The 25,741-nt window shown below is 73.5% G+C and carries 26 protein-coding genes; 11 read left to right on the top strand and 15 right to left on the bottom strand.

Annotation, left to right across the window (positions count from 1 at the left end; translation table 11 throughout):
* The 3 genes from D7231_RS32980 to D7231_RS32990 all read right to left on the bottom strand — a co-directional run.
* Positions 1-173, bottom strand: a 173-nt coding sequence (locus tag D7231_RS32980; protein ID WP_242000049.1) for a transposase, incomplete at its 3' end; no start/stop codon positions are given.
* Positions 174-290: 117 nt separating this feature from the next.
* A complete protein-coding gene (locus tag D7231_RS32985) occupies positions 291-1,733 on the bottom strand; it encodes a sensor histidine kinase (protein ID WP_120759765.1) in 1,443 nt (480 codons plus the stop codon).
* A 15-nt stretch (positions 1,734-1,748) separates the two neighbouring features.
* Complete coding sequence (locus D7231_RS32990) at positions 1,749-2,456, bottom strand: response regulator transcription factor (RefSeq protein ID WP_120759767.1); 708 nt, start codon at positions 2,454-2,456, stop codon at positions 1,749-1,751.
* A gap of 270 nt (positions 2,457-2,726) precedes the next feature.
* Between D7231_RS32990 and D7231_RS32995 the strand changes: the two genes are divergently transcribed.
* The 8 genes from D7231_RS32995 (at position 2,727) to D7231_RS33025 (ending at position 9,545) form a co-directional block, all read left to right on the top strand.
* The gene (locus D7231_RS32995) at positions 2,727-3,503 is read left to right on the top strand and encodes an amino acid ABC transporter ATP-binding protein (RefSeq protein WP_120759769.1); all 777 of its coding nucleotides are present in this window, start codon (positions 2,727-2,729) and stop codon (positions 3,501-3,503) included.
* Between the two features lie 201 nt (positions 3,504-3,704).
* Positions 3,705-4,628, top strand: a complete 924-nt coding sequence (locus D7231_RS33000) for a glutamate ABC transporter substrate-binding protein (protein WP_120759771.1) — start codon at positions 3,705-3,707, stop codon at positions 4,626-4,628.
* 177 nt (positions 4,629-4,805) lie between these two features.
* On the top strand, positions 4,806-5,456 hold the full coding sequence (locus tag D7231_RS33005) for an amino acid ABC transporter permease (protein ID WP_030368700.1): 651 nt from the start codon (positions 4,806-4,808) through the stop codon (positions 5,454-5,456).
* Positions 5,453-6,361, top strand: coding sequence for an amino acid ABC transporter permease (locus tag D7231_RS33010; RefSeq protein WP_120759774.1), 909 nt, complete (start codon positions 5,453-5,455; stop codon positions 6,359-6,361). The genes D7231_RS33005 and D7231_RS33010 overlap by 4 nt, the downstream gene beginning before the upstream one ends.
* Before the next feature lie 234 nt (positions 6,362-6,595).
* Positions 6,596-8,395 (top strand): FAD-dependent monooxygenase, encoded by a 1,800-nt coding sequence (locus D7231_RS33015; RefSeq protein ID WP_120759776.1) that lies wholly within the window; start codon positions 6,596-6,598, stop codon positions 8,393-8,395.
* A 32-nt stretch (positions 8,396-8,427) separates the two neighbouring features.
* Complete coding sequence (locus D7231_RS38625) at positions 8,428-8,514, top strand: putative leader peptide (protein ID WP_353620253.1); 87 nt, start codon at positions 8,428-8,430, stop codon at positions 8,512-8,514.
* 84 nt (positions 8,515-8,598) lie between these two features.
* Positions 8,599-9,153 (top strand): cupin domain-containing protein, encoded by a 555-nt coding sequence (locus D7231_RS33020; RefSeq protein WP_242000047.1) that lies wholly within the window; start codon positions 8,599-8,601, stop codon positions 9,151-9,153.
* The gene (locus tag D7231_RS33025; protein ID WP_120759778.1) at positions 9,132-9,545 is read left to right on the top strand and encodes a rhodanese-like domain-containing protein; all 414 of its coding nucleotides are present in this window, start codon (positions 9,132-9,134) and stop codon (positions 9,543-9,545) included. The genes D7231_RS33020 and D7231_RS33025 overlap by 22 nt, the downstream gene beginning before the upstream one ends.
* Positions 9,546-9,547: 2 nt before the next feature.
* Here the strand turns inward: D7231_RS33025 and D7231_RS36300 are convergent, their stop codons facing one another.
* From D7231_RS36300 to D7231_RS33045, 5 genes are all read right to left on the bottom strand, one after another.
* The gene (locus tag D7231_RS36300) at positions 9,548-9,748 is read right to left on the bottom strand and encodes a hypothetical protein (RefSeq protein WP_147449841.1); all 201 of its coding nucleotides are present in this window, start codon (positions 9,746-9,748) and stop codon (positions 9,548-9,550) included.
* Positions 9,749-9,801: 53 nt separating this feature from the next.
* On the bottom strand, positions 9,802-10,428 hold the full coding sequence (gene recX, locus D7231_RS33030; protein WP_120759780.1) for a recombination regulator RecX: 627 nt from the start codon (positions 10,426-10,428) through the stop codon (positions 9,802-9,804).
* A gap of 3 nt (positions 10,429-10,431) precedes the next feature.
* Positions 10,432-11,553 carry a recombinase RecA gene (gene recA / locus D7231_RS33035; protein ID WP_120759782.1) on the bottom strand — a complete coding sequence of 374 codons (1,122 nt, stop codon included), beginning with the start codon at positions 11,551-11,553 and terminating at the stop codon, positions 10,432-10,434.
* Between the two features lie 217 nt (positions 11,554-11,770).
* The gene (locus D7231_RS33040; RefSeq protein WP_242000048.1) at positions 11,771-12,895 is read right to left on the bottom strand and encodes an AI-2E family transporter; all 1,125 of its coding nucleotides are present in this window, start codon (positions 12,893-12,895) and stop codon (positions 11,771-11,773) included.
* A gap of 66 nt (positions 12,896-12,961) precedes the next feature.
* The gene (locus D7231_RS33045; protein WP_030368707.1) at positions 12,962-13,156 is read right to left on the bottom strand and encodes a DUF3046 domain-containing protein; all 195 of its coding nucleotides are present in this window, start codon (positions 13,154-13,156) and stop codon (positions 12,962-12,964) included.
* Positions 13,157-13,236: 80 nt separating this feature from the next.
* Between D7231_RS33045 and D7231_RS33050 the strand changes: the two genes are divergently transcribed.
* The 3 genes from D7231_RS33050 to D7231_RS33060 all read left to right on the top strand — a co-directional run bounded on the left by D7231_RS33050 (position 13,237) and on the right by D7231_RS33060 (position 20,065).
* Positions 13,237-14,157, top strand: a complete 921-nt coding sequence (locus D7231_RS33050) for a hypothetical protein (protein WP_120759787.1) — start codon at positions 13,237-13,239, stop codon at positions 14,155-14,157.
* Positions 14,158-14,362: 205 nt separating this feature from the next.
* Positions 14,363-19,111: an ATP-dependent helicase gene (locus D7231_RS33055; protein WP_199739508.1), complete on the top strand. Its 4,749-nt coding sequence runs from the start codon at positions 14,363-14,365 to the stop codon at positions 19,109-19,111.
* A gap of 84 nt (positions 19,112-19,195) precedes the next feature.
* Entirely contained in the window at positions 19,196-20,065 is an 870-nt protein-coding gene (locus D7231_RS33060; protein ID WP_120759789.1) for a DNA-formamidopyrimidine glycosylase family protein, read from the top strand.
* Between the two features lie 470 nt (positions 20,066-20,535).
* Here D7231_RS33060 and D7231_RS33070 read toward each other — a convergent pair whose 3' ends face one another.
* From D7231_RS33070 to D7231_RS33100, 7 genes are all read right to left on the bottom strand, one after another.
* Positions 20,536-20,748, bottom strand: coding sequence for a hypothetical protein (locus D7231_RS33070; protein ID WP_120759791.1), 213 nt, complete (start codon positions 20,746-20,748; stop codon positions 20,536-20,538).
* 89 nt (positions 20,749-20,837) lie between these two features.
* Positions 20,838-21,308, bottom strand: a complete 471-nt coding sequence (locus D7231_RS33075) for a Dps family protein (RefSeq protein WP_120759792.1) — start codon at positions 21,306-21,308, stop codon at positions 20,838-20,840.
* Between the two features lie 189 nt (positions 21,309-21,497).
* Positions 21,498-21,881, bottom strand: a complete 384-nt coding sequence (locus tag D7231_RS33080) for a helix-turn-helix domain-containing protein (RefSeq protein WP_030368713.1) — start codon at positions 21,879-21,881, stop codon at positions 21,498-21,500.
* Between the two features lie 94 nt (positions 21,882-21,975).
* On the bottom strand, positions 21,976-22,524 hold the full coding sequence (locus D7231_RS33085) for a CinA family protein (protein ID WP_120759795.1): 549 nt from the start codon (positions 22,522-22,524) through the stop codon (positions 21,976-21,978).
* Positions 22,521-23,150 carry a CDP-diacylglycerol--glycerol-3-phosphate 3-phosphatidyltransferase gene (pgsA, locus tag D7231_RS33090; RefSeq protein ID WP_120759797.1) on the bottom strand — a complete coding sequence of 210 codons (630 nt, stop codon included), beginning with the start codon at positions 23,148-23,150 and terminating at the stop codon, positions 22,521-22,523. Before pgsA ends, D7231_RS33085 begins: the two co-directional genes overlap by 4 nt.
* Positions 23,147-24,622, bottom strand: a complete 1,476-nt coding sequence (gene rimO / locus D7231_RS33095) for a 30S ribosomal protein S12 methylthiotransferase RimO (RefSeq protein WP_120759799.1) — start codon at positions 24,620-24,622, stop codon at positions 23,147-23,149. Before rimO ends, pgsA begins: the two co-directional genes overlap by 4 nt.
* A gap of 128 nt (positions 24,623-24,750) precedes the next feature.
* Positions 24,751-25,575 carry a helix-turn-helix domain-containing protein gene (locus D7231_RS33100; RefSeq protein ID WP_120759802.1) on the bottom strand — a complete coding sequence of 275 codons (825 nt, stop codon included), beginning with the start codon at positions 25,573-25,575 and terminating at the stop codon, positions 24,751-24,753.
* Positions 25,576-25,741 lie beyond the last annotated feature (166 nt).

Genomic DNA, 25,741 nt, shown 5'->3' on the forward strand with positions numbered 1-25,741 from the left:
CAGGGGCCGTAGCGTTCGGGCAGGTCACGCCACGGGATACCGGTCCGGGTCCGGTACAGAACCCCGTTGACCACGATGCGGTGATCGGCCCACCTCCCACCCGGCCCACCCGCTTCGGGCAGCAGCGGAGCGATGCGTTCCCACTGAGCGTTGGTCAGTTCATGCCGCCGCACCATGCACAGATCCTGCCCGGAACGGCAACAGATCCACCACCCGAGCAAGAGCCATCAGACACTGCCTAGCCGGGCCCGCCCTTCGAGCTCTTCGATGTCCACGGAGGGCTGAGAGGCCTATGAGTGGGCCTCCACCGCCCGCGGCCGCCCCGCTCCGCCCTCACCGCCGTGGCGCGGCACCTTGATGACGGCGCGCAGGCCGCGGGGCTGGTTCGGCGCATACGTGAGCGTGGCGCCGCCGGCCGCAAGAAGGGCCCGGGAGATGGACAGCCCCAGGCCCGAGCCGGAGACGTTCTGGTGGCGGCTGCTGCGCCAGAAGCGGTCGCCGATGCGGGTGAGCTCCTCGTCCGTGAGCCCGGGGCCGCCGTCGGCGACCGTGATGCCCACGCAGTCGCCCTCCACCTCGACGCTGACGTGCACCGGGGAGCCCTCCGGGGTGAACTTCAGGGCGTTGTCCACGACGGCGTCCAGGGCGCTGGACAGGGCGACCGGGTCGGCCCAGCCCGTCGCCGCGGTCGGCCCGCTGTAGGAGAGCTCGACCTGCTCGCGGTCGGCGACCGGCGACCAGGCGCCCACCCGGTCGATGACGATCTCCGCTATGTCGGCCAGCTGGAGGTCGGCCTCCGCGTGCTCGGCGAGCGCGAGGTCGAGGAGGTCGTCGAGCACGCGCGCGAGGCGCTTGCCCTCCGTCCGGACGGAGGCGACCTCCCCGTGCCCCGGGGGGAGGTCCAGCGCGAGCAGGTCGATGCGCAGCAGGAGCGCCGCGAGCGGATTGCGCAGCTGGTGCGAGGCGTCGGCGACGAAGGCGCGCTGCTGCTCCAGGACGGACTCCACGTTGTCGGCCATCTCGTTGAAGGAGCGCGCCAGGCGGCGCAGTTCGGGCGGCCCGCTGTCGGCCGCGACGCGGGAGTTCAGCAGCCCCGTGGCGATGCCGTGGGCGGCCACGTCGAGGGTCCGCACGGGGCGCATCACCCACCCCGTGAGGCGGAACGCGGCGGCGACGGCGAGGAGCATGGCGGCCGTCTCGCCCGCCCCGAGCAGCAGCCAGGAGTGCAGGATCCGGGAGCGCAGCTGGCCCGTGGGCGAGTCGGTGACGACGACGGCGACGACGTCACCGTCGCGGATGACCGGAGAGGCCACTGCGAGCCGGCTGTGCTGCATCGGCCAGACCTGCCCCGGATCGTGGCTGCGGCGCCCCGCCAGGGCCTCCTGGAAGGCCCGCTGGCCCTCGCCGTCGGCCGGCACCGTCCAGCGCCTGGGAGCGACCGCCATGGCCTGTCCGTCGCGGTAGAAGATGCCGACCCGGATGTCGTACAGCTCCTCGTAGCGCAGGAGTTCGGAGCGCAGGGTGTTGAGCCGTTCGTCGGTCCCCGCCTCCGGGTCGAAGGGGCGGGTGGTGACGAACTGCGCGAGGGCGGCGAAGCGGGCCGTGTCGTCGATGCGGTCGACGACCACGCGCTGCTGCTCGGCGGCGGCGATGCTGCCGGCCAGCGGGAAGCCGAGGGCCAGCAGCACGCCCGCCAGAAGGACGATGAGGAGCGGGAGGAGTCGGGTGCGCACGGGTCAGACCGGCCCTCACCGGGCCGGGACGACGATTTTGTAGCCGACCCCGCGCACCGTCTCGATGAGCGCGGGCAGGCGCAGTTTGGAACGCAGGGAGGCGATGTGCACCTCCAGGGTGCGGCCCGTACCCTCCCAACTGGTCTGCCACACCTCGCTGATGATCTGCTCGCGCCGGAAGACGACGCCGGGCCGCTGCGCGAGCAGGGCCAGCAGGTCGAACTCCTTACGGGTCAGCGAGACGGCCTCGCCCGCCACGGACACCTCGCGGTTGGGGAGTTCGATGACGAGGCTGCCCAGCCGCAGCGAGCGCGGGCCGGACGCCTCCTGCGCCTCCTCCGGGCCGCCGCCCGCGGGAGGCTTGCGGCGGGCGACCGCATGGATGCGGGCGAGGAGCTCGCCGGTGTCGTACGGCTTGACCACGTAGTCGTCGGCGCCGAGGTTGAGGCCGTGGATCTTGGACCGGGTGTCGGCGCGGGCGGTGACCATGATGACGGGTATGCCGGTGCGCTTGCGGATCCTGCCGCAGACCTCGAAACCGTCCTGATCGGGCAGGCCGAGGTCGAGCAGGACGACGGCGAACGGCGCACCGGTGTCCGGCAGCAGGGCCCTGAGCGCCTCCTCGCCGCTCCGGGCGTGCGTGACGTCGAAGCCGTGCCGGGACAGCACCGCCGCCAGGGCCGCGGCGACGTGGTCGTCGTCCTCCACGAGCAGCAGTCTCATCCAGGCCCCCTCCCTGTGACCGCGGCGTGGGCACCCCCGCATCCACGCTGATGGACGCCCGGTCCGTCAAGGGGGTTCCAGGAGCGAAGGGGCTTCCGTTATTCACCCGGTACGCCCGCGCTACCGGCGTGCGCGCCGCGCGCCCCCTTCACGCAGAGTGTCCCTTTGCGGCCGGATCGTTATGCTCAATTTCAGCTCAGATGTAATGACGCTGTTCGTCACCGCTCATTAGGGTCCTCCCAATCGAGGAGGATGGAGCGAGGAACGCCGATGAGCGAAGAATCGGTGGCCGGACAGGCCACGGGCGCCGCGGTCCCACTGGTCGTCCTGAAGAGCGTCAACAAGCACTTCGGCGCCCTGCATGTCCTCCAGGACATCGACCTGACCATCGCGCGGGGCGAAGTCGTCGTCGTGATCGGCCCGTCGGGGTCCGGCAAGTCGACCCTGTGCCGGACGATCAACCGCCTGGAGACCACGGACTCCGGAACGATCACCATCGACGGCAGGCCGCTGCCCCAGGAGGGCAAGGAGCTGGCCAGGCTGCGCGCCGACGTGGGCATGGTCTTCCAGTCCTTCAACCTCTTCGCGCACAAGACCGTCCTGGAGAACGTGACGCTCGGCCAGGTCAAGGTGCGCAGGACGGACCGCCGCGAGGCCGAGGAGAAGGCCCGCGGCCTGCTCGACCGGGTCGGGGTCGGCGCGCAGGCGGACAAGTACCCGGCGCAGCTCTCCGGCGGCCAGCAGCAGCGCGTGGCCATCGCCCGCGCCCTGGCCATGGACCCCAAGGTGATGCTGTTCGACGAGCCGACGTCCGCGCTCGACCCGGAGATGATCAACGAGGTGCTGGAGGTCATGCGGCAGCTCGCGCAGGACGGCATGACGATGGTCGTCGTCACCCACGAGATGGGCTTCGCCCGCTCCGCCGCGAACCGCGTCGTCTTCATGGCCGACGGCCGCATCGTCGAAGAGGCCCGGCCGGACCAGTTCTTCAGCAATCCGCGCAGCGACCGGGCGAAGGACTTCCTGTCGAAGATCCTGCACCACTGACCCGTACGAAGGCCCTGCACCACCGACCGCGCCACCCGGCCCCTGCTCCGCACACACGGGCGCGAACCCGTACCACCGGCCATCCCGGCCTACCGACCGACCGCGCCGGCCGTACCGGCCCGCTGCACCTCTCGCCGCCCCTCCCCCGCCACGGCTGCCCCGACCGCTCCGCAACACCTGCTGACGCAAAGGATGTTCACCATGAAGCTCCGCAAGACCGTCGCAGCTGCCGCCGTGGCGCTGGCGCTCACCACGGCCGCCACCGCCTGCGGGAAGTCCGGCAGTCCCGACGACGACAAGGACGGCAAGCCCGGCGACGGCAAGTCCGCGCCCGCCGTGCCGACCTACACGGTGAACACCACGGCCGACGTCAAGGGCTCGCCCGTCTTCGACAGGATCAAGGGCAAGACGATCACCATCGGCACCAAGGCCGACCAGCCGGGCATGGGCTACGAGAACCCCACCTCCAAGAAGCGCTCCGGCTTCGACGTGGAGATCGCCCGGATGATCGCGGCCGACCTCGGCTTCGACGAGGCCCACATCAAGTTCAAGACGGTGCCGTCCGAGGCCCGCGAGACGCAGATCGCCAGTGGCGGCGTCGACCTCTACGTCGGCACGTACACGATCAACGACGAGCGCAAGAAGCAGATCGACTTCGCCGGCCCGTACTACGTCGCCGGCCAGGACCTCCTGGTGAAGTCCGACAGCAGCATCAAGGGCCCGGACGACCTCAAGGGCAAGAAGGTCTGCTCGGCCACCGGCTCCACGCCGCTCAAGCGCATCAAGGAGCCCAAGTACGGGGTGGCCGAGGCCAAGGCCCAGCAGGGCTACCAGCTGTGCGTGCAGGAGCTCGTGTCCGGCACGGTCGACGCCGTGACGACCGACGACACGATCCTCAAGGGCTACGCAGCGGAGAACAAGGGCGCCCTGAAGGTCGTCGGCAACCCGTTCTCCAAGGAGCCGTACGGCGTCGGCCTGAAGAAGGACGACAAGGCGCTGCGCGAGGCCGTCAACAACGCCATCGAGGCGCACGAGAAGAACGGCGACTGGAAGAAGGCCTACGACGCCACCATCGGCCTCGCCGGCAACCCCGCGCCGAACCCGCCGGCCGTCGACCGCTACTGACGCCCGCGGCCGCCCCGAGCCACGCGGCCCCGAGCCACGCTGCTCCACCGTCGCGCCGCCTCAAGCCCGCGGCCCCGATCCCCGATCCCCGCGGCCTCATGCCGCCCCCCGCACGCCCCACGCCCCGTCCCCGCCCCGTCCGCCGCCGATCCGTAACGACCCGCCGGGAGAGCCGCCTTGAACGTTCTGTCGGACCACTTCGCGGAATTCCGCGAAGGTTTCCTCGGCACCGTCGAGCTCACCGGGCTCAGCGGTCTGCTCGCCCTGGTGCTGGGCATCCTGATGGCGGCGTTCCGGGTCTCCCCGGTGCCCGCCCTGCGAATATTCGGCACCGCCTGGGTAACCCTGCTGCGCAACACCCCCCTCGTGCTGCTGTTCCTCGCCGTCACCCTGGGGCTGCCCGCCCTCGGCCTCAAGGGCTGGGACTCCTTCTGGCTCGCCGTGCTGACGCTCGGGTGCTACACCTCGGCGTTCATCTGCGAGGCCGTCCGGTCCGGCATCAACTCCGTGCCGGTCGGCCAGGCGGAGGCGGCCCGCTCCATCGGGATGACCTTCAACCAGACCCTGGGGCAGGTCGTCCTGCCCCAGGCCACCCGCACCGCCGTGCCGCCGATCGGCAGTCTGATGATCGCCCTCACCAAGAACACGGCGATCGCCTCGGGCTTCAACGTCACCCAGCTCGGCTCCGTGCAGAAGTCCCTCAACGCCGACACCGGCTACAACATCTACGTGATCTTCCTGTGGATCGCGGTCTGCTACATCATCATCACTCTCGCGATCAGCGGCCTGTTCCGGCTGCTGGAGAACCGGCTGGCGGTGGCCCGATGAGCGCGAACGTCCTCTACGACGCCCCCGGCCCCCGCGCGCGGGCCCGCAACCGCCTCTACGGGGCGCTCTCCACCGTCGCGATCCTCGGCCTGGTGGCCTTCGTCGTCTACAAGCTGGACGACACCGGCCAGTTCCAGCCCGGCCTGTGGGACGACTACGAGTACAGCGACACCCATCAGCGGATCGTCGACGGGCTGCTGACGACCCTGAAGACGTTCGCGATCGCGGCGGTCCTCTCGGTCGCGCTCGGCGCGGTGCTCGCGGCCGCACGGCTGTCCGACCACCGGCCGGTGCGCTGGGCGGCCACGGTGGTGGTCGAGTTCTTCCGCGCCATGCCGCTGGTCATCATGATCTTCCTGCTGTTCGCGGGGGTGTTCACCTCCGACCCGATGTGGGCGCTGGTCCTCGGCCTCACGCTCTACAACGGCTCCGTGCAGGCGGAGATCTTCCGCTCCGGGATCAACGCGGTGCCCCGCGGGCAGAGCGAGGCGGCCTACGCGCTCGGCCTGCGCAAGACGCAGGTGATGTCGAGCGTCCTGATTCCCCAGGCCGTACGGACGATGCTGCCGTCGATCATCAGCCAGCTCGTGGTGACCCTCAAGGACACCTCGCTCGGATTCATCATCCTCTACGAGGAACTGCTCTTCGTCGGCAAGGCCTTCGCCGAGCAGACCAAGCCCGTGAACGGCGTCTACGCCTTCATCCCGATGGTGATCGTCTTCGGTTCGATCTACATCCTGCTCTGCCTCGCGCTGTCCTCGGTGGCCACCTGGGTCGAACGGCGCACGCAGCGCTCGCGCAAGGGCGCCCCGCCCGCGATGGCGACGGCCGGAGCCGCCGTCACGACCGACTCCACGACCGGCGTGGACGGCGCCTCCGGCGCAGACGGATCCCACACCGGCTGAGCAACCCCGCAGGTGACGCCCCGTCGGCCGGTCCGGTCGGCGGGGCGCGCCCCGTGCGGCGCGCCGCGGCGAGCGCCCTGATCACTTGACGCACGCACCCGCAGTGGGTTGCATACGTTCTGTGATCGAGCACCGCGTTCCCCCCGTCGGATCCCATACGTCCCGTACGCCCCGTACGTACCGTGGAGCCCCGGGCAGGGATCTCGGCCGCAGCGGATGCCCGGGAGCCGTGCCGTGGACCCGGTGATCGTCGTCGGGGCCGGCCCGGTCGGCCTCGCCCTCGCCCTGTCCCTGGCCCGCCACGAGGTGCGCGTCGTCCTCCTCGACGAGACCGGCGGGACCCCGGGCGAGGGGCCCGCGCCCGACGAGGAGCGGCCGGCCCGCACGGCCGTGCTCGGCCCGGACACCGCCGCCCTGCTGGAGCGGCTCGGGTGCGCGACGGACGAGGGCGCCCGGTGGACGGGCTGGCGCACCATGCGGCGCCGCGCGGTGGTCACCCGCCTGTCGTTCACGGCCCCCGGGACGGCCCCGGCGGACGGCACGGCCGAGGGTGCGGAGGAAGCCGGGCCGTCGCCGCTGCACCTGCCGCAGCACGTCCTGACGCGGGAGCTGCGGGCCGCGCTCGCCCGCGAGGACAAGGTGCGCGTCGTCCGCGCCGGCCGCCTGGAGACGCTCCGGCAGGACGCCTACGGGGTCACCGCGCACCTCCGCGGCGACAACGCCTCGACCTGGCGGGGAAGTTACCTCGTCGGCTGCGACGGCGCCCGGTCCACCGTGCGCAAGCTGCTCGGGGCGCGCTTCCCTGGGCGAACGGCCGTCGAGCGGTACGCGGTCGCCGCGCTCCGCGCCGAGCTGCCGTGGCCCGGCGAGGCCGTGCTGCACCGCTCGCCCGCACGGGGCGGCGAAGTGAGCGCCCGCCCCCTGCCGGACGGCGTCTGGCGGCTCGACTGGCCCCTGCCGCCCGGAGGCGAGCTCGTCACCCCCGAAGCGCTCCTCACCCGCGTACGCGACTCGCTGGCCGCCTGGTGCGGCGACGTACCCCCGTACGAACTTCTGGACACCGGCGTGCACACCGTCCACCACCGCCTCACGCGCCGGATGCGCACCGGCCGTGCCTTCCTCGCCGGGGACGCCGCCCACCTGCTGGGCGCGCTCGGCACGCAGGGCCTCGACGAGGGCCTGCGCGACGCCGAGAACCTGTCCTGGAAGCTGGCCCTCGCCTGGCATCACGGCGCCTCCGAGACGCTGCTGGACAGCTACCAGGCCGAGCGGCGCGAGGCGGTCGGAGCGCGGCTGCGCGCCGCCGACCGGGCGCTGCCGGCGGTCCGGGGCGCAGGAGGGTGGAACAACGTGCGCCGCGCGCTGCTGCCGGGCGCCCTGCGCGGGCACGACGAACTGCTCACCGACGGCCACGTCGGGCGCGGGCAGTTGGGCACGCCCCCCGCTTACCCCCGGACGCCCCTGGCCCCCGCGGCACCGCCCGCCGCGTCCGTCGCGGTGGCCACGCCCCTGGGGGCCCCGGCCGAGAACGTGCGGGTGACCGCTCCGGACGGCTCGCGCGTACCGCTGCGGGAGCGGTTGGGCGGCGACCTCCTGGTGGTCCTGACCGCCCCGGGCAGCGGCGTGTGGGAGCGCCGGCACTGGGCGGACGCCGGCCTCATGCCGATGCTGGAGGCCGCCGTCAGCGCCCTCCCCATGCGCGCCGAACTGCTGGTCACCGACGAGTACCCGGGCGCTCCCGCCCACACGGTGCTGGTGGTCCGCCCGGACGGGCACTTGGTGGCGGCGCTGGCGGGCGTGCGGCCCGCGGAGCTGTACGCGTGCGCCGACGCCGTACGGGGCGGGGCGGCGGGCGAGGGGCCCGAGAGCGAGGGCCGGGCCGGCGGTAGGCGAGCGGACGCCACGCAGGCCGGCGGCGGCTCCGAGGGTGCGGCGGCGGGAGCAGCTACGGGAGCGGCTTCCGGGGGCGTTGAGGGCTCAGGGGGCGCGCAGGAGCCGGAGGAAGCCCCCAGCGAAGCTACGGCCAACCGTTGACCTGCACCGACTGCCATGGTTGACTACGGACCGTGACTGACAGCGGCGCGCACTTCTGGCGGAGGGTCCACCTGGACCTCGTCCGCTACGCGGGCTGCGTCTGTCGTCCGTCCTGCTGATCCGCATTCCCTCCGCGCGGCCTGCGTGTGCGCTCTGTGCGCCGGCCGCCGCGCGCTCCTTCGCGATCACTCAGGACGGTCCCCGTGTTCCTTCCCCTGCCCACACCTGTGCCCGGCTCCTCCCCGGTCTCCTCCGGCGCCCCGGGCGCGCCTTCCGAGGCGGACCTCCTCGCCTTCGCCCGGCGCGCGGCCGCCGACGCGCGGCTGGTCTCCTCCCTCCCGCTGGATCCCGAGGGCCGCACCTGGATGCGGCTCAACGGGCCCGGCGACAGCGAGGCCTGGCTGATCGGCTGGCCGCCGGGCAGCGGCACCGGCTGGCACGACCACGGCGGTTCGCACGGCGCGCTGGCCGTCGCGGGCGGCGTGCTCACGGAGCACTCGCTGGCGGCCCCGCTGCCCACGGACGGCTGGATGGCGCTGGAGCTGGCGGACGGCATCGACCGCGAGAGGCGGCTCTCCGGCGGGCAGGGCCGGGCCTTCGGCGCCCATCACGTGCACCAGGTGCGCAACGCCTCGGCGGAGCAGCACGCGGTGTCCGTGCACGCCTACTACCCGCCGCTGCCCCTGATGCGGCGGTACGGCCGCAGCGGGCAGGTGCTGCGGCTGGAGCAGGTCGAATGGCCGGAGGAGTGGGCGTGAGGGTCGAGGAGCTGCTGGCGTCCGCCCGCGAGGGCCTGGACCGGCTCGGCCCCGCCGAAGCCGCGGCCGCTCAGGCCGCGGGCGGGCTGCTGGTCGACATCCGCTACGCGGCACTGCGCGAGCGCGACGGGACCATCCCGGGAGCACTCGTGGTGGAGCGCAACGAGCTGGAGTGGCGGCTCGACCCGCAGTGCGAGCACCGCGCGCCCGAGGCGACCGGGCACGGCCTGCGGGTGGTCGTGGTCTGCAACGAGGGCTACGCGTCGAGCCTGGCGGCGGCCTCCCTGCGCCTGCTGGGCCTGCACCGCGCCACGGATCTGGCGGGCGGCTTCCAGGCCTGGCGGGCGGCGGGGCTGCCGGTGGCGCCGGGCGCGGCCGCGCAGGCGCCGTAGCATCAGCCCCGCGGGGCACGCCCATGCCACCGGCCGGGAGGCGTGGTCATGCACCTGCGGCCCCTCGGCGCCGTGACACCGCCGGGGTGGCGCAGCACGGCCTCTCCGGCCCGCCGGGCCGCGGCGGCGGCCGGGCCGTCGACGGCCTCGTCCGTCTCGCGGTGGGAGAGCTCCCGGTCCAGGACGCCTCCGGGGCTTCGCAACGGCGCACCGGGCCCGCCCGGGGGCCATGGACGCCGTGCCGCCCGCGTGCCTCCTACAGATCCGCCAAGTGGTCGAGCAGCTCCGGGTCCTCGCCCTCCTCCTCCAGCGCGCGGCGCACCACGCGCAGGGCGAGGCCCTCGGCATAGCCCTTGCGGGCCAGCATCCCGGCGAGGCGGCGCAGCCGCTTCTCGCGGTCCAGCCCGCGGGTGGAGCGGAGCTTGCGCTCGACCAGCTCGCGGGCGGTGCGCTCCTCCTGCTCGGCGTCGAGCTGCCCCACGGCCTCGTCGATCACGGCGGAATCCACGCCCTTGGTGCGCAGCTCGCGCGCGAGGGCGCGGCGGGCCAGGCCCCGGCCGTGGTGCCGGGACTCGACCCAGGCCCCGGCGAACGCCGCGTCGTCGATCAGGCCCACGTCCTCGAAGCGGGAGAGGACCTCCTCGGCGACCTCGTCGGGGATGCCCCGCTTGGCCAGGGCGTCCGCGAGCTGCTTGCGGGTGCGCGGGGTCCCGGTGAGCAGGCGCAGGCAGATCGCCCGCGCCTGCTCCTCGGGCGGCAGCGGCGCCCCGGTGCCCCCGGCCCTCGACGAGGAGGGGGCGCCACCGCCGGCTCGGTCATCCGCATCCGGTCCCGGCGGGTCTTCCCCGGCGCCCGGCCGGGGGTGCTCCCATCGGCGTGTCATGGATCAGCTCTTGGCAGCCGTGGCCTTGGCCGCCTTCGCCGTGGACTTCGCCGCCGGGGCGGGCACGGACTTGGCCGGCGCGTCCGCCTCGGCACCGGCCGCGGCGGGCTCGCCCTCCGGGGCCTCGGACGCGCCGCCCACACCCAGCTTCGTCTTGATCTTCTTCTCGATCTCGTCGGCGAGGGCGGGGTTGTCCTTGAGGAAGTTGCGGGCGTTCTCCTTGCCCTGGCCGAGCTGGTCGCCCTCGTACGTGTACCAGGCGCCGGCCTTGCGGACGAAGCCGTGCTCCACGCCCATGTCGATCAGGCCGCCCTCGCGGCTGATGCCCTGGCCGTAGAGGATGTCGAACTCGGCCTGCTTGAAGGGCGGCGCGACCTTGTTCTTGACGACCTTGCAGCGGGTGCGGTTGCCGACGGCCTCGGTGCCGTCCTTCAGGGTCTCGATGCGGCGGATGTCGATGCGCACCGAGGCGTAGAACTTCAGTGCCCGGCCACCGGTCGTGGTCTCCGGGGAGCCGAACATCACGCCGATCTTCTCGCGGAGCTGGTTGATGAAGATCGCGGTGGTCTTGGACTGGTTGAGCGCGCTGGTGATCTTCCGGAGCGCCTGGCTCATGAGCCGGGCCTGGAGGCCCACGTGGGAGTCGCCCATCTCGCCCTCGATCTCCGCGCGCGGCACCAGGGCCGCCACGGAGTCGATGACGATCAGGTCGAGCGCGCCGGAGCGCACCAGCATGTCGACGATCTCCAGGGCCTGCTCGCCGTTGTCCGGCTGGGACAGGATGAGGTTGTCGATGTCGACGCCGAGCTTCTTGGCGTACTCGGGGTCGAGGGCGTGCTCGGCGTCCACGAAGGCCACCGTGCCGCCGGCGCGCTGGGCGTTGGCCACGGCGTGCAGGGTCAGGGTCGTCTTGCCGGAGGATTCCGGGCCGTAGACCTCCACCACACGGCCGCGCGGGAGACCGCCGACGCCGAGGGCGACGTCGAGAGCGGTCGACCCGGTGGGGATGACCTCGATGGGCTCGTTCGGCCGCTCTCCGAGGCGCATCACGGCACCCTTGCCGAATTGCCGTTCAATCTGTGCGAGCGCGGCGTCCAGCGCCTTCTCGCGGTCGGTGCCTGCCATGGGTTCCACCCGGTTTGCTTGAGTCGATCGCTTCACGTCCACGACGCTAACGCCTGCCACTGACAATGCGCCCGGGCGTCGCTCCGGCCTGTGGATAACCCGGCCCGCGAAGGAGCCCGGAACGCGGCTTCCGCCACGGCTCCACAGCGCCGGGGAACCCATAAGAATGGATGTTCGATTTTGCTGTCAAGCGCGCCACTCCGGGCCCGCCGCCCTGTCAGCCCCCGGTCTCTCCCGCCGCCCCCGTCACCTCGTACCGCCTCACGTACGCGCTCAGGAACGCCTGCAGCGTCGCCGTCGCCGGGATGGCCACCAGCGCCCCCACCGCCCCGAGCAGGGCGGCGCCCGCGACCACCGAGCCGAAGGCGACGGCGGGGTGGATGTCGACGGTCCTGGCGGTGATGCGCGGCTGGAGCACGTAGTTCTCGAACTGCTGGTAGACCACCACGAAGCCGAGCACCCAGACCGCGTACCAGGGGTCCACCGTGAACGCCAGCAGCACGGGCAGGGCGCCCGCCAGGTAGGTGCCGATCGTCGGGATGAACTGCGAGACGAAGCCCACCCAGATCGCGAGGGCGGGCGCGTAGGGCACCCCCAGGATCACGAGCAGCACGTAATGGGCGATGCCGGAGATCACCGCCATGAGGGCGCGCGAGTAGATGTAGCCACCGGTCTTGGCGACGGCGAGCTCCCAGGCGCGCAGCACCTCGGCCTGCCGGCGGGGCGGCAGCACGGAGCACAGGGCCCGGCGCAGCCGGGGCCCGTCCGCCGCGAAGTAGAACGAGAACAGCACCACGGTCAGCAGCTGGAACAGCCCGCCCAGGACCGTGGCCGAGACGTCCAGGACGCCGCTGGCGCTGCTCTTCACGTACCGCTGCAGCCATTCCGAGTGCAGCAGGCTCTCCTGGACCTGCACGCGGGACAGGCTCGTGCGGAACACCCGGTTGATCCACTTGATGACCGCGTCGAGGTACGAGGGGAAGTTCTCGACCATGGTCATGATCTGGTCGGCGAGCATCGAGCCGAGCAGGGCGAAGAAGCCCGCGACGACGATGGTGACGGCGAGGAAGACCAGGCCCGTCGCCAGGCCGCGGCGGAGACCGCGGGCGGACAGCCGGGAGACGGCCGGCTCGATGGCCAGGGCGAGGAAGAAGGCGATCAGGATGTTCAGCAGCAGCCCGATCAGCTGCTGGAAGGCCCAGATCGCCAGCATGAAGCAGGCGACCAGGGCGAGCGCCGACACCATGGCACGGGGCAGCCAGGGCGGCATGCCGGCGGCGGTGCCGGGCGGGGGCGGTGGGGCGGGCGGGGCGGGTTCCGGAGCGGGATCGTCTGCTGCCACGCCGCAAGTGTGGCCTACCGGGCGAACCAGAAGAATGTCATCCGCGGCGCCGGCCCGGCATGTCCGTCAGCGTCTGTCGTCGGGGATCTCCAGCGCCCGGCACACCGCCCGCCACACGTCCTTGGCGTTCCAGCCGGCGTCCAGCGCCTCGTGCACCGTCCTCCCGCCCAGCTCGGACATCACGTGGTCGCGCGCGAAGGAGTCGGCGTACGCCGCGCCGAAATGATTCGCCATCCGCTGCCAGAAAACCGTCAACCGCATGCGCCTAGTATCCCGCCCCTGAGGGTGCAGCCCGCCATGAGCCGCTGACCGGGGGGCGTTTTCCGGCCTACGGTCGGTGCATGGCCCGATCCGGAACATCCCCCGCAGTCCGTGCCGAACAGTTCATCTGGCTCACCGCCCGCGTCCTGGAGCAGCGGAGATTCGCCTTTCACTTTCTGGACGGCGGCCCCGACGCCGTGGAAGCGGCCCTGGCGGCTTATCTCGGCGAGGACGGCGGCTACGGCTTCGCCCTGGAGCCGGACCTGCGCGGCCCCGTGAGCCAGCCGCTGCACACCGCCCACGCGCTGCGCGTCCTCGACGAGATCGGCCGCTGCGGCGACCGGCGCATGGAGCGCGTCTGCCGCTACCTGACGGCCGTCTCCACCCCCGACGGCGCGCTGCCCGCCCTCCACCCCTCCCTGCGCGGCTACCCGGCGGCCCCCTGGACCCCGGTGGTGGACGACCCGCCGAGCGACCTCCTGGCCACCGGCCCCGTGGTGGGCCTGCTGCACCGCAACGAGGTGTGGCACGCGTGGCTGTTCCGGGCCACCGACTTCTGCTGGGCCGCGGTGGAAGCCCTCGGCAGCGGCGCGCGGACTCACCCGTACGAGGTGTCGGCGGCGATCGCCTTCCTGGACGGGGCCCCGGACCGGCGGCGGGCGCAGGCGGCGGCCGAACGGCTCGGCCGGGTCGTCCGGGAGCAGCGGCTGGCGGTCCTGGACCCCGCGCGGGTGGCCGACTACCCCGTCTCCGAGGGCTACGCGCCGGGCGAGCACCACTACCCGCACGACTACGCGCCCACCCCGGACTCGCCGGCCCGCTCCTGGTTCACCGACGCGGAGATGGAGCGGTCGCTGGACTTCCTGGCCGCCTCGCAGCAGGAGGACGGCGGCTGGCCTGTCCGCTGGCGCGAGTGGGCGCCCGGCACCCGCCTGGAGTGCCGGCCGATGGTGACCCTCACCGCCCTGCTGACCCTGCGCGCCTACGACCGCGCCGTGTGACACCCGCCCCACGCCCGGGCGCCACCGCCTCACTCGCACACCACCGCCCCGTCCCCGGCCGGCGCCTCATGCGCCAGGCCGTCACCGCCCCATGCGCCCGCGCCACCACCTCATGCGCCCAGCCGCCACCGCCCCGCGCCCACACCCACCAGGACTGACCTGCGGGTCCGGGGCATTGTCAGTGGTGCGGTGCACGATGGGTGGCATGGCGGACGAGACGGCGGCCGGTGCGGCGGCGGATGCGGGCGGGGCACTCGCGGGGTTCTCCCCGGCGACCCGCGCCTGGTTCACGGGGGCCTTCAGCGCGCCCACGGCGGCGCAGGCCGGGGCCTGGCGCGCGATCGGCGAGGGGTCGGACGTCCTCGTGGTCGCACCGACGGGGTCCGGCAAGACCCTCGCGGCCTTCCTCGCCTCGCTGGACCGGCTGGCGAGCAGCCCGCCGCCGGCCGAGGCCAAGAAGCGCTGCCGGGTGCTCTACGTGTCCCCGCTCAAGGCCCTCGCGGTGGACGTGGAGCGCAACCTGCGCAGCCCGCTGACCGGCATCCGGCAGGCGGCCGTCCGGCTGGGGCTGCCCGAGCCGGAGGTGCGCGTCGGGATCCGCTCCGGCGACACCCCGCCCGCCGAGCGCCGGTCCCTCGTCAACAGGCCGCCGGACATCCTCATCACCACGCCTGAATCGCTGTTCCTGATGCTGACGTCCGCCGCCAGGGACGCGCTGGCGGGCGTGGAGACGGTCATCCTCGACGAGGTCCACGCCGTCGCCGGCACCAAGCGGGGCGCGCACCTCGCCCTGTCCCTGGAGCGGCTCGACGCCCTGCTGCCCCGCCCCGCGCGGCGCATCGGCCTGTCCGCGACGGTCCGGCCGGTGGACGAGGTGGCCCGCTACCTCTCGCCGCAGCGCCGGGTGGAGATCGTCCAGCCGCCGTCCGGCAAGGAGTTCGACCTGTCGGTGGTCGTCCCGGTGCAGGACCTGGGCGAGCTGGGCTCGTCACCTGTGCAGGACAGCGGGGACGGCAAGGACAAGCCGTCGATCTGGCCCCACGTCGAGGAGCGCATCGCCGACCTCGTCCAGGCCCACCGCTCCACCATCGTCTTCGCCAACTCCCGCCGCCTGGCGGAGCGGCTGTGCAACCGGCTGAACGAGATCGCCTACGAGCGCACCACCGGCGAGTCCCTGCCCGAGCACCACTCCCCCGCCCAGCTGATGGCCGAGTCCGGCGCGGCCCGGGGGGCGCCGCCGGTCCTCGCCCGCGCGCACCACGGCTCGGTCTCTAAGGAGCAGCGCGCTCTGGTCGAGGAGGACCTCAAGGCGGGCCGGCTGCCCGCCGTCGTCGCGACGTCCAGCCTGGAGCTGGGCATCGACATGGGCGCCGTGGACCTCGTCGTCCAGGTCGAGTCGCCGCCGTCGGTCGCCTCCGGCCTCCAGCGCGTGGGCCGCGCGGGCCACCAGGTCGGCGCCGTGTCCACGGGCGTCGTCTTCCCCAAGTACCGGGGAGACCTGATGCAGGCGGCCGTGGTGACCGAGCGGATGCGCTCGGGGTCCATCGAGTCGCTGCGGGTGCCCGCCAATCCGCTGGACGTCCTGGCGCAGCAGATCGTCGCCATGGTCTCCGTCGACCCCTGGGACGTGGAGGAGCTCCTGGCCCTGGTGCGGCGGGCCGCCCCGTTCGCCTCGCTGCCCGAGTCGGCCTACACGGCGGTGCTCGACATGCTCGCCGGCCGGTATCCCTCCGACGCCTTCGCGGAGCTGCGGCCGCGCCTGGTGTGGGACCGCGTGGCCGGCACGGTCACGGGGCGCCCGGGCGCTCAGCGGCTGGCCGTCACCTCCGGCGGCACCATCCCCGACCGCGGCCTGTTCGGCGTCTTCCTGGCCGGAGCCGACTCCAAGGACGGCGCCAAGGGCGGGCGCCGGGTCGGCGAGCTCGACGAGGAGATGGTCTACGAGTCGCGCGTGGGCGACGTCTTCACACTGGGCACCACCTCGTGGCGGATCGAGGACATCACGCGCGACAGGGTCCTCGTCACCCCTGCCCCGGGCGTCCCCGGGCGGCTGCCCTTCTGGAAGGGCGACCAGCTCGGGCGCCCGCTCGAACTGGGCCGGGCCCTGGGCGCGTTCCTGCGCGAGGTGGGCTCCGCCGAGCCGGACGCCGCCCGCAAGCGCCTGACGGCCGCCGGGCTGGACACCTGGGCGGCGGACAACGCCCTGGCCTACCTGAGCGAGCAGCGCGAGGCCTGCGGCCACGTCCCGGACGACCGGACCATCGTCGTGGAGCGCTTCCGCGACGAGCTGGGCGACTGGCGCGTCGTGGTCCACTCGCCCTTCGGCGCACAGGTGCACGCCCCCTGGGCGCTCGCCCTGGGCGCCCGGCTCGCCGAGCGGTACGGCATGGACGCCCAGGTGATGCACGCGGACGACGGCATCGTGCTGCGGCTGCCCGACGCCGACCTGATGGGCCTCGACCTCCTCGACGCCGACCCCGCCCGCCAGGGCGCGGAGCACGACGGCGAGCAGTCGCCCGTCGGCGCCGCGGACGTCGTCTTCGACAAGGGCGAGGTCGACGGGATCGTCACCGACCAGGTGGGCGGATCCGCCCTGTTCGCCTCGCGCTTCCGCGAGTGCGCCGCCCGCGCCCTGCTGCTGCCCCGCCGCAGCCCCGGCAAGCGCACCCCGCTGTGGCAGCAGCGCCAGCGCGCCGCCCAGCTGCTCCAGGTGGCGAGCGAGTTCGGATCGTTCCCGATCATCCTGGAGGCCGTCCGCGAGTGCCTCCAGGACGTCTTCGACGTCCCCGGCCTCACCGAGCTGATGGGCGACATCGAGGCCCGCCGCGTACGGCTGGTGGAGGTGACCACCCCGGAGCCGTCGCCGTTCGCCCGCTCCCTGCTCTTCGGCTACGTCGCCCAGTTCCTGTACGAGGGCGACTCGCCCCTCGCGGAGCGCCGCGCCGCCGCCCTGTCCTTGGACTCGCGGCTGCTGTCCGAGCTCCTGGGCCAGGCCGAGCTGCGCGAACTCCTCGACGCCGAGGTCCTGGCCGGCCTGGAGCGCGAGTTGCAGTGGCTCACGGACGACCGGCGGGCCAAGGACCCGGAGAGCGTCGCCGACCTGCTGCGCCTCCTCGGCCCGCTCACCGACGCCGCACTGGCCGCACGGGGCGCCGAACCGGCCTGGGTGCGGGAGCTCGCGGAGACCCGCCGTGCCATCCCCGTACGGATCGCCGGAGAGGCCCGCTGGGCCGCCGTGGAGGACGCGGGCCGGCTGCGCGACGCCCTCGGCACCGCGCTCCCCGTGGGCGTCCCCGAGGCGTTCACCGAGCCCGTCAAGGACCCGCTGGGCGACCTCCTCGCCCGCTTCGCCCGCACCCACGGACCCTTCACCTCAGCCGAGGCCGCGGCACACTTCGGCCTGGGCACCGCCGTCACCGACGGGGCGCTCCACCGCCTCATGGCCGGCGGCCGCGTCGTCCAGGGCGAGTTCCACCCCTCCGGGATCGGCCAGGAGTGGTGCGACGCGGCGGTCCTGCGCAGGCTCCGCCGCCGGTCCCTGGCCGCGCTGCGGCACGAGCTGGAGCCCGTACCGCCCGCCGCGCTGGCGGCGTTCCTCCCCCAGTGGCAGCACGTCGGCACGCACAGCCTGCGCGGCATCGACGGTCTGCTGCGCGCCGTCGAGCAGCTGCAAGGAGCGCCGGTCCCGGCGTCGGCCCTGGAGAAGCTCGTGCTGCCCGGCCGCGTACGGGACTTCACCCCGGCGATGCTCGACGAGCTCACCGCGGCGGGCGAGGTCGTGTGGGCCGGCGCGGGCGCCCTGCCCGGCAAGGACGGCTGGGTGTCGCTGCTGCTCGCCGACGCAGCCCCGCTCCTGCTGCCCGCGCCCCACCCGCTGGAGCTCTCGCCGCTCCACCACGCAGTCCTCGACGCGCTCTCCGGGGGCTACGGCCTGTTCTTCCGTCAGATCGCCGAGCGGGTCCGCGCCGCCGTCCCCGACGGCACGGAGCCGCAGATCGCGGAGGCCGTCTGGGACCTGGCCTGGTCCGGGCGGCTCACCAACGACACCCTCGCCCCGCTCCGCGCCCTCCTCGGCTCCGGGCGGACGGCGGGGTCGACGGCGCACCGCGCCAAGCGCGCGGTCCCGCGCGGCCGTTACGGCTCCTTCACGGCCCGCGGCGGCCTGCCCACCGCGCCGACCGCCTCGCGCGGCGGGCCGCCCACGGTCGCGGGCCGCTGGTCCCTGCTGCCCGCCCACGAGCCCGATCCCACGCACCGCGCCCACGCCCTGGCCCGCACGCTCCTCGACCGGCACGGCGTGGTCACCCGGGGAGCCGTGGCCGCAGAGGGCGTTGAAGGCGGCTTCTCCGCGGCGTACCGCGTGCTGTCCGTCTTCGAGGAGAGCGGCCAGGCGCGGCGCGGCTACGTGGTGGAGGGCCTGGGCGCCGCGCAGTTCGCCATGGACGGCGCGGTCGACCGGCTGCGGGCCGCGAGCACGGCCCGCGACCGCGCGGGCGGCGGCCCGGCTGAGGCGACCGCGGCCCCCTGGGAGGCCCCGTCGGCCGCCCCCCGCCGCACCCGGGCCGTCGTCCTCGCCGCCGCCGACCCCGCCAACGCCTACGGCGCGGCCCTCCCCTGGCCGGAGCCGCCCGCCGGGGCGGCCCACAAGCCGGGGCGCAAGGCGGGCTCTCTGGTCGTCCTCCTCGACGGCGCCCTCGCGCTCTACATGGAGCGCGGCGGCAAGACCCTGCTCGCCTGGCCGCAGCAGGAGGGCGCGGAGACCGCGGACGCCGGCGACACAGGGCTGCGCGAGGCCGCCGAGGCGCTGGCCGGGGCCGCCCGGGCGGGCGCGCTGGGCACCGTCACGGTCGAGCGCATCAACGGCGTCTCCGCCCTGTCCTCCCCCCTGGGGCCGCTGCTGGAGACGGCGGGCTTCCACGCCACGCCCAAGGGCCTGCGCCTGCGCGCGCCCTGAGCCGGAAGACACCGCCGGGAGACACCGGACAAGGACCGCGGCCGGACGAGGACGGAAGAAGGACGAGGACGGAAGAAGGAGCACATGCCCGAGGGAGACACCGTCTGGCGCACCGCGCGCGAGCTCGACCGCGCCCTGACCGGCGGCCCGCTCGTCCGCTCCGACCTGCGCGTCCCCGCCCTCGCCACCGTGGACCTCACCGGCCGCCGGGTCACCGAGGTCCTCCCGCGCGGCAAGCACCTGCTCACGCGCGTGGAGGGCGGCTTCACGCTCCACTCGCACCTGCGGATGGACGGCGCATGGCGCGTCTACGCCACCGGAGAGCGCTGGCGCGGCGGCCCCGGGCACCAGATCCGCGCCGTGCTGGCCACCGCCGACCGCACGGCCGTGGGATACCGCCTCCCCGTCCTGGAGCTGCTGCGCACCGCCGACGAGCACACTGTCGTCGGCCACCTCGGCCCGGATCTCCTGGGCCCCGGCTGGGACGCACAGGAGGCGCTGCGCCGGCTGCTCGCCGACCCCGGCCGCCCCGTCGGCGAGGCCCTGCTCGACCAGCGCAACCTGGCCGGCATCGGCAATGTCTACAAGTCGGAGCTCTGCTTCATGCTCCGCCTCTCGCCCTGGCTCCCGGTCCGCGACGTGCCGGCGCCCGAGCGCCTGCCCGCCCTCGCGAGGAAGCTCCTGGAGGCCAACAAGTCGCGCACCGCCCGCGTCACCACGGGCGACCCCCGCCACGACCACCGCGTGTGGGTGTACGGCCGTGCGGGCCGGCCCTGCCGCCGCTGCGGGACACCGCTGTGCGCGGCCGGGCAGGGGGACCCCGGCCAGGAGCGCGTCACGTACTGGTGCCCGGCCTGTCAGCCCGGCCCGGTCCCTGACTGCCGGCCGGGCCCGGCCCGCGCCTCTCCGCCCGGCCCGGGCCCCGCGGGGACTCCGGGCGGTGGGGACGATTGATCCGAACGAGTGAAGCCCGCAGCGCCCGCAGGCGTCCACCCCAGTCCTCTCCGGCCGCGCGCCGCCGCCAGGGGGCGCAGTGCACCGGCAGCAGGCTCAGCCCCCAGCCTCCCGCGAGGACGAGCCCGTCGACCGTCGCGGGCCGCCCCGGCTGTGCGAGCAGGCGCAGCGCCGCCCACCACCACATGCCGCCGGCGACGAGCGCCGTCACCCGCCCCAGCAGGGCGTACGGCCGGCGACAGCCTCCGAGTTCACGCCGGACCATGGCTGCCTCCTTCGGCGGACGCCGGACCGGCCGACGCTAGACCGGCTTCCCCTGGGCGGGGCAGAGCGCACCGGAAGCCGGCGGCGGCGCGCTGCGGGCCCGTACGCGCCCTCCTGCGGCGCACGGCCGGGCCGCCGACGGCCACAGCCGGGGGCGCTCCCCCAGCCCCGCGGTCAGCCGGAGGCGCTCGCCCGCAGCCCCGCGGTCAGCCGGGCTCCTCACCCCGCAGCCGCGCCAGTTCCCGCTCCAGCTCCGTGATCCTGCGGTCGCGCTGGTGCAGGTCGGCCATCAGCCGCTGCTCCCCCTCGTGGGTGCCCTCCTGGTACACCCGGCGTACGAAGGCCCCCGCCGTCGTCTGGTCGAGTTCCGTGAGCACCATCAGCTCGTTGGTGAAGCGGATCACCGGGTGCTCGTCCATGCCCCCAGGAGAGCGCGGCAGGAGCGCGGCCGCCACTGGAGGGCGCGCCGCACGGAGCGGGCCGCCGCCCCGGGCAAGCTCAGGCGTTCTCAGGCGTTCTCCGCCTGGAACATCCAGTGGTGCTTCTCGAGGTCGCCGGTCAGGCCGATCAGGAGGTCCTGGGTGACCGGGTCCGGCTCCTCGGTGGCACGGATGCGCTCCCGCATCCGGGTGATCACGGCACCGAGCGCGGCGACGAGGGTCTGCACGGCCTCGGTGTCCCTGCACCAGCCGCCGCCGACCGGGTCGATGCCGCTGGTCTTCGCGACGGTCTCGGCGCGGCCGTCCGGCGCGATGCCGAGGGCGGAGGCGCGCTCGGCGACGGTGTCGGCGTGCACACGGGCGCTCGCCACGACCTCGTCCAGCTGGAGGTGGACGGAGCGGAAGCGCGGGCCGATGACGGTCCAGTGCACCTGCTTGGCCACCAGGGAGAGGTCCACCAGGTCGACCAGGGCGCCCTGGAGGGCGTCTCCGACGGTCTTGCGGTCGTGCTCGGACAGCGAGCTCTTGACGACAGACATCCAGATTCTCCCCATCTCAACGGTTCAGACCGTTTGTTCCGTGTTGTTCGTCTTTTTATCCGCCTTCCCGCCGCCCCGCCATCGCACACCACCACAACGACCACACCGCACACCGTCACAAAACGGACGGCTTCCGGAAACGCGAAATCCCGGCCGGAGACCCGGCCGGGATTTCGTGGATAACGCCTGTCAGGCCGCGACTACGTCCACGGCCTCGGCGGGAGCCTTGATCGTCACTCGCTCCCCCGGCACGCCCGTCACGGACGTCACGGACACCGCATTGAACATCGGCCGCATCGGCGCGGGTACCGGCTCGCTCGCCGCTGCCGACTGCGCCAGCTCGGCGAGCGACAATTCATCGCTGACCTCGCGCATGACCTCGGACATCCGTACGTCCAGAGCGTCGCAGATTGCGGAGAGAAGCTCGGAGGACGCCTCTTTCTGCCCCCGCTCGACCTCGGAGAGGTAACCGAGCGAGACCCGGGCGGATGAGGAGACCTCGCGCAGAGTGCGGCCCTGGCGCTGGCGCTGCCGACGCAGCACGTCACCCAGCAGGCGACGGAGCAGAATCATCGGTGGCTCCCTCCTTGGACCGCGAATCCGGATCCTTCACGCCCCACCGTACCGCCTCGGGCTCCGGCCGTGCGGGGAGCTATGTCGTGTTCACTCAGGGCTGCAAACATCCATTCCCCCCGTTGTGTTCCGTATCCTTTGCGCCCGCGTTTTCCGTCAGTTCGTTCAGCAGCAGTTCCAGGACCGCCCGGACGCTTTCCGACCGGATCCGGGAGCGGTCCCCGTCCAGCGACAGCTCCCGCACCCGCGTGCGGCCGCCCGGCCCCGCGGCGGCCACGAAGACCGTCCCCACGGGCTTGCCGTCCTGGACGTCGGGGCCGGCGACACCGGTCGTCGCGAGCCCCCAGTCGGCGCCCAGCAGTCTCCGCACGCCGCGGGCCATCTGCCCGGCGACGTCGCCGTCGACGGCGCCGCGCCCGCCGAGCAGTTCCTCGTCCACGCCCAGCACCGCGGCCTTGACGTCGGTGGCGTACGCGGTGACCGCACCGCGCACCGCGCGCGAGGCGCCCGGCACCGCGGTCAGACCGGCCGCGACCAGCCCTCCGGTGAGCGACTCGGCGGCGGCCACGGTCTCACCGCGCGCCACCAGGGCGGCCAGGACCGCCGACGCCACCGGGGCGCACCCGTCGCTCGCCGCGCTCATCGGCCCACGGCCCCCGCGGCCCGGCCGGCCCGCCGCAGAACGACGGCCTGCCGTACGTAATCGAGCCCGGTGGCCACCGTCAGTACCACCGCCACGGCCATCACCCAGAAGCGGGCAGTGGCCAGCAGACCGGTCAGCGCGAGGATGTACATGCCCACGGCGACCCCTTGGGCGAGGGTCTTCATCTTGCCGCCGCGGCTGGCCGGGATCACGCCGTGCTTGATCACCCAGAACCGCATCAGCGTGATGCCGATCTCGCGGAAGAGGATCACGCCGGTGACCCACCACGGCAGGTCGTCCAGCGCGGACAGGCAGATCAGCGCCGCGCCCATGATCGCCTTGTCCGCGATCGGGTCGGCGATCTTGCCGAAGTCCGTGACCAGGTTGTACGTACGGGCCAGGTGGCCGTCGAACAGGTCGGTGATCATGGCGACGGCGAAGGCAGCCCAGGCGAAGGAGCGCCAGGCCGGGTCGTAGCCGCCGTTGTGGAGCATCAGCAGGACGAACCCGGGCACGAGCAGCAGCCGCGCCATGGTGAGGATATTGGCGATGTTCCACAGCCCGGCCGGCCGTGCGGCTGCCGCCGGGGCATGGCCTCCGGTGGCGGAGGCCGGGACTCCGGTCATCTGCCCGCCTCCTCGGTACACCCTCCGTCGCCGAGCGGTTCGGCGATGAGGTCGACGCCCTCGCTCGCCACCACCTTCGCCACGACCATGCGGCCGGGGACGAGCTCCGGGCGGGCGCCGAGCAGGACCTGCCCGTCGGTCTCGGGCGCCTGGTGGGCGGCCCGGCCGACGACGCCGTCCTCCTCGTCCACGCGGTCGACCATCACCTCAATGGTCTCTCCGATCCGCTCCTCGGCGCGCTGCGCGGTCAGCTCCTCGGCGAGCCGGGAGATGTGCGCGAGGCGCTCGGCGACGGTCTCGGGGTCCAGCTTGTTCTCGTACGTGGCCGCCTCGGTGCCGTCCTCGTCGGAGTAGCCGAAGACGCCGATGGCGTCCAGGCGGGCCCCGGTCAGGAAACGTTCCAGCTCAGCGAGGTCGTCCTCGGTCTCGCCGGGGAAGCCGACGATGAAGTTGGAGCGGGCGCCGGCCTGCGGGGCCTTGGCGCGGATCGTCTCCAGCAGTTCCAGGAAGCGGTCGGTGTCGCCGAAGCGGCGCATGGCCCGCAGCACGCCGGGGGCGGAGTGCTGGAAGGACAGGTCGAAGTAGGGCGCGACCTTCTCGGTGGAGGTCAGCACGTCGATGAGCCCCGGGCGCATCTCCGCGGGCTGGAGGTAGCTGACCCGGATGCGCTCCAGGCCGTCGACGGCCGCGAGCTCCGGCAGCAGCGTCTCCAGCAGGCGGATGTCGCCGAGGTCCTTGCCGTAGGAGGTGTTGTTCTCCGAGACCAGCATGACCTCCTTGACGCCCTGCTCCGCGAGCCAGCGCGTCTCGCCGAGCACGTCGGAGGGGCGGCGGGAGATGAAGGAGCCGCGGAAGGACGGGATGGCGCAGAAGGAGCAGCGCCGGTCACAGCCGGAGGCGAGCTTCACGGACGCGACGGGGCTGGTCTCCAGCCGGCGGCGCAGCGGCGCGCGCGGCCCGGAGGCCGGCGCCACGCCCTCGGGCAGGTCGGCGGGCGGGGTGTCCTGGGCGTGGCCGGGCAGGGCGACGTCGGCGGTCTGCCGCTCCGCGGGGCTGATCGGCAGCAGCTTGCGGCGGTCGCGCGGGGTGTGGGAGGCGTGGACGCCGCCGGAGAGGATGGTCTGGAGCCGGTCGGAGATGTCGGCGTAGTCGTCGAAGCCGAGCACTCCGTCGGCCTCGGGCAGCGCCTCGGCGAGCTCCTTGCCGTACCGCTCGGCCATGCAGCCGACGGCCACGACGGCCTGCGTACGGCCCTGGTCCTTGAGGTCGTTGGCCTCCAGCAGGGCGTCGACGGAGTCCTTCTTCGCGGCCTCGACGAAACCACAGGTGTTGACGACGGCCACATCGGCGTCGGAGGCGTCCTCCACGAGGTCCCAGCCATCCGCCGCCAAGCGGCCTGCCAGCTCCTCCGAGTCCACCTCGTTACGGGCGCAGCCAAGTGTGACAAGAGCGACGGTACGGCGTTCGGGCATAGGGCTCAGCCTACTTTGTCCCGGGGCCGCATCCGCTGCCGAGTGTCACGGCGGTGCCGGGCGGGGACGAGAGAACGATCACCCGGCGCCGTGTGCCCCGGCCCTGTGCGAGGGGCCTCCGCCGCAGGTCAGCCCGCTACGGGGTCGCCCTTCGTGTAGCTCAGACGCTGGACCTGGCCGTTGTCGCCGACGTTCTTGACCTCCTTGCCGTTCACGAACAGCCGAACGGCGCCCGCATTGCCGAGGACGAGGTCGATGCGGGTGGGGTCGGTGAAGGTCTTGGCGTCGCCCTGCTTGAGGACGCCCTCCTCCAGCAGCCGGCCGTTGTGGTCCTTGGCGGACATCCAGGTCTGGCCGTTCTCGGCGGCGAGCTTGACCGTGACCTTGTTGGCCGGGACGCCGGCGATGGCCCCGCCGCCGGGCTCCCGCTTGGGGTCGGCCGGCTTGCCGGACGCCGGCTTCTTGCTCGGCGAAGCGGGCGGCTTTGCGGAAGGCGATTCGGCGGCGACGGAGCCGTTGGAGCTCTGGCCCCCGCCGTTGAAGAGGGTGAAGCCGACGAAGCCGACGACGGCCACGATCGCGGCGACCATCGCCGCCGTCCAGTTGGGCCGGCGGGGCTCGGGGCGGATGCGCTCGGCGTCGAAGAGGGGTGCCGCGGGGGTCGGCGCGGGGCGCCCGCCGCGCTCGGCGTCGTAGCGCGCGACCAGCTCGGCCGGGTCGAGGCCGACGGTGATCGCGAGGGTGCGGATGTGCCCACGTGCGTAGACGTCGCCGCCGCAGCGGGAGAAGTCGTCCTGCTCGATCGCGTGCAGGATCGGGATGCGGACTCGGGTGGTGGAACTGACCTCGTCGACGGTCAGTCCGGCGCTGATACGGGCCTGCTGGAGGACCCGGCCGATCGACGGCCGGTCTTCTGCTGCTTCTGCGTCTGCGGAGGAGTTGCCGATGGACACGTGGGCGCCTTTCGAGCGTGTAGCCACCTGCTGGGAGTTCAGTCTAGGGGGGATACGAAAGCCGCGGGCAAGCCGGAAGCCGGACTTTGTACGCCATCAGATGACTCTGCGGCGCCGACGGTGGGACATCGGATCGCCCCCCTTTCTCAACTCGACACGCCGCCGA

Origin of the sequence: Streptomyces klenkii, assembly GCF_003626645.1 — a bacterium.
GTDB classification, from domain to species: Bacteria; Actinomycetota; Actinomycetes; order Streptomycetales; family Streptomycetaceae; genus Streptomyces; species Streptomyces klenkii.

Coding starts and splice junctions, on each gene's coding strand:
- D7231_RS32990 (WP_120759767.1), bottom strand. CDS start 2,456: ATGAGACTGCTGCTCGTGGAGGACGACGACCACGTCGCCGCGGCCCTG.
- D7231_RS32995 (WP_120759769.1), top strand. CDS start 2,727: ATGAGCGAAGAATCGGTGGCCGGACAGGCCACGGGCGCCGCGGTCCCA.
- D7231_RS33000 (WP_120759771.1), top strand. CDS start 3,705: ATGAAGCTCCGCAAGACCGTCGCAGCTGCCGCCGTGGCGCTGGCGCTC.
- D7231_RS33010 (WP_120759774.1), top strand. CDS start 5,453: ATGAGCGCGAACGTCCTCTACGACGCCCCCGGCCCCCGCGCGCGGGCC.
- D7231_RS33025 (WP_120759778.1), top strand. CDS start 9,132: ATGGCCGGAGGAGTGGGCGTGAGGGTCGAGGAGCTGCTGGCGTCCGCC.
- recX (WP_120759780.1), bottom strand. CDS start 10,428: ATGACACGCCGATGGGAGCACCCCCGGCCGGGCGCCGGGGAAGACCCG.
- recA (WP_120759782.1), bottom strand. CDS start 11,553: ATGGCAGGCACCGACCGCGAGAAGGCGCTGGACGCCGCGCTCGCACAG.
- D7231_RS33045 (WP_030368707.1), bottom strand. CDS start 13,156: ATGCGGTTGACGGTTTTCTGGCAGCGGATGGCGAATCATTTCGGCGCG.
- D7231_RS33050 (WP_120759787.1), top strand. CDS start 13,237: ATGGCCCGATCCGGAACATCCCCCGCAGTCCGTGCCGAACAGTTCATC.
- D7231_RS33055 (WP_199739508.1), top strand. CDS start 14,363: ATGGCGGACGAGACGGCGGCCGGTGCGGCGGCGGATGCGGGCGGGGCA.
- D7231_RS33060 (WP_120759789.1), top strand. CDS start 19,196: ATGCCCGAGGGAGACACCGTCTGGCGCACCGCGCGCGAGCTCGACCGC.
- D7231_RS33070 (WP_120759791.1), bottom strand. CDS start 20,748: ATGGACGAGCACCCGGTGATCCGCTTCACCAACGAGCTGATGGTGCTC.
- D7231_RS33075 (WP_120759792.1), bottom strand. CDS start 21,308: ATGTCTGTCGTCAAGAGCTCGCTGTCCGAGCACGACCGCAAGACCGTC.
- D7231_RS33080 (WP_030368713.1), bottom strand. CDS start 21,881: ATGATTCTGCTCCGTCGCCTGCTGGGTGACGTGCTGCGTCGGCAGCGC.
- D7231_RS33085 (WP_120759795.1), bottom strand. CDS start 22,524: ATGAGCGCGGCGAGCGACGGGTGCGCCCCGGTGGCGTCGGCGGTCCTG.
- pgsA (WP_120759797.1), bottom strand. CDS start 23,150: ATGACCGGAGTCCCGGCCTCCGCCACCGGAGGCCATGCCCCGGCGGCA.
- rimO (WP_120759799.1), bottom strand. CDS start 24,622: ATGCCCGAACGCCGTACCGTCGCTCTTGTCACACTTGGCTGCGCCCGT.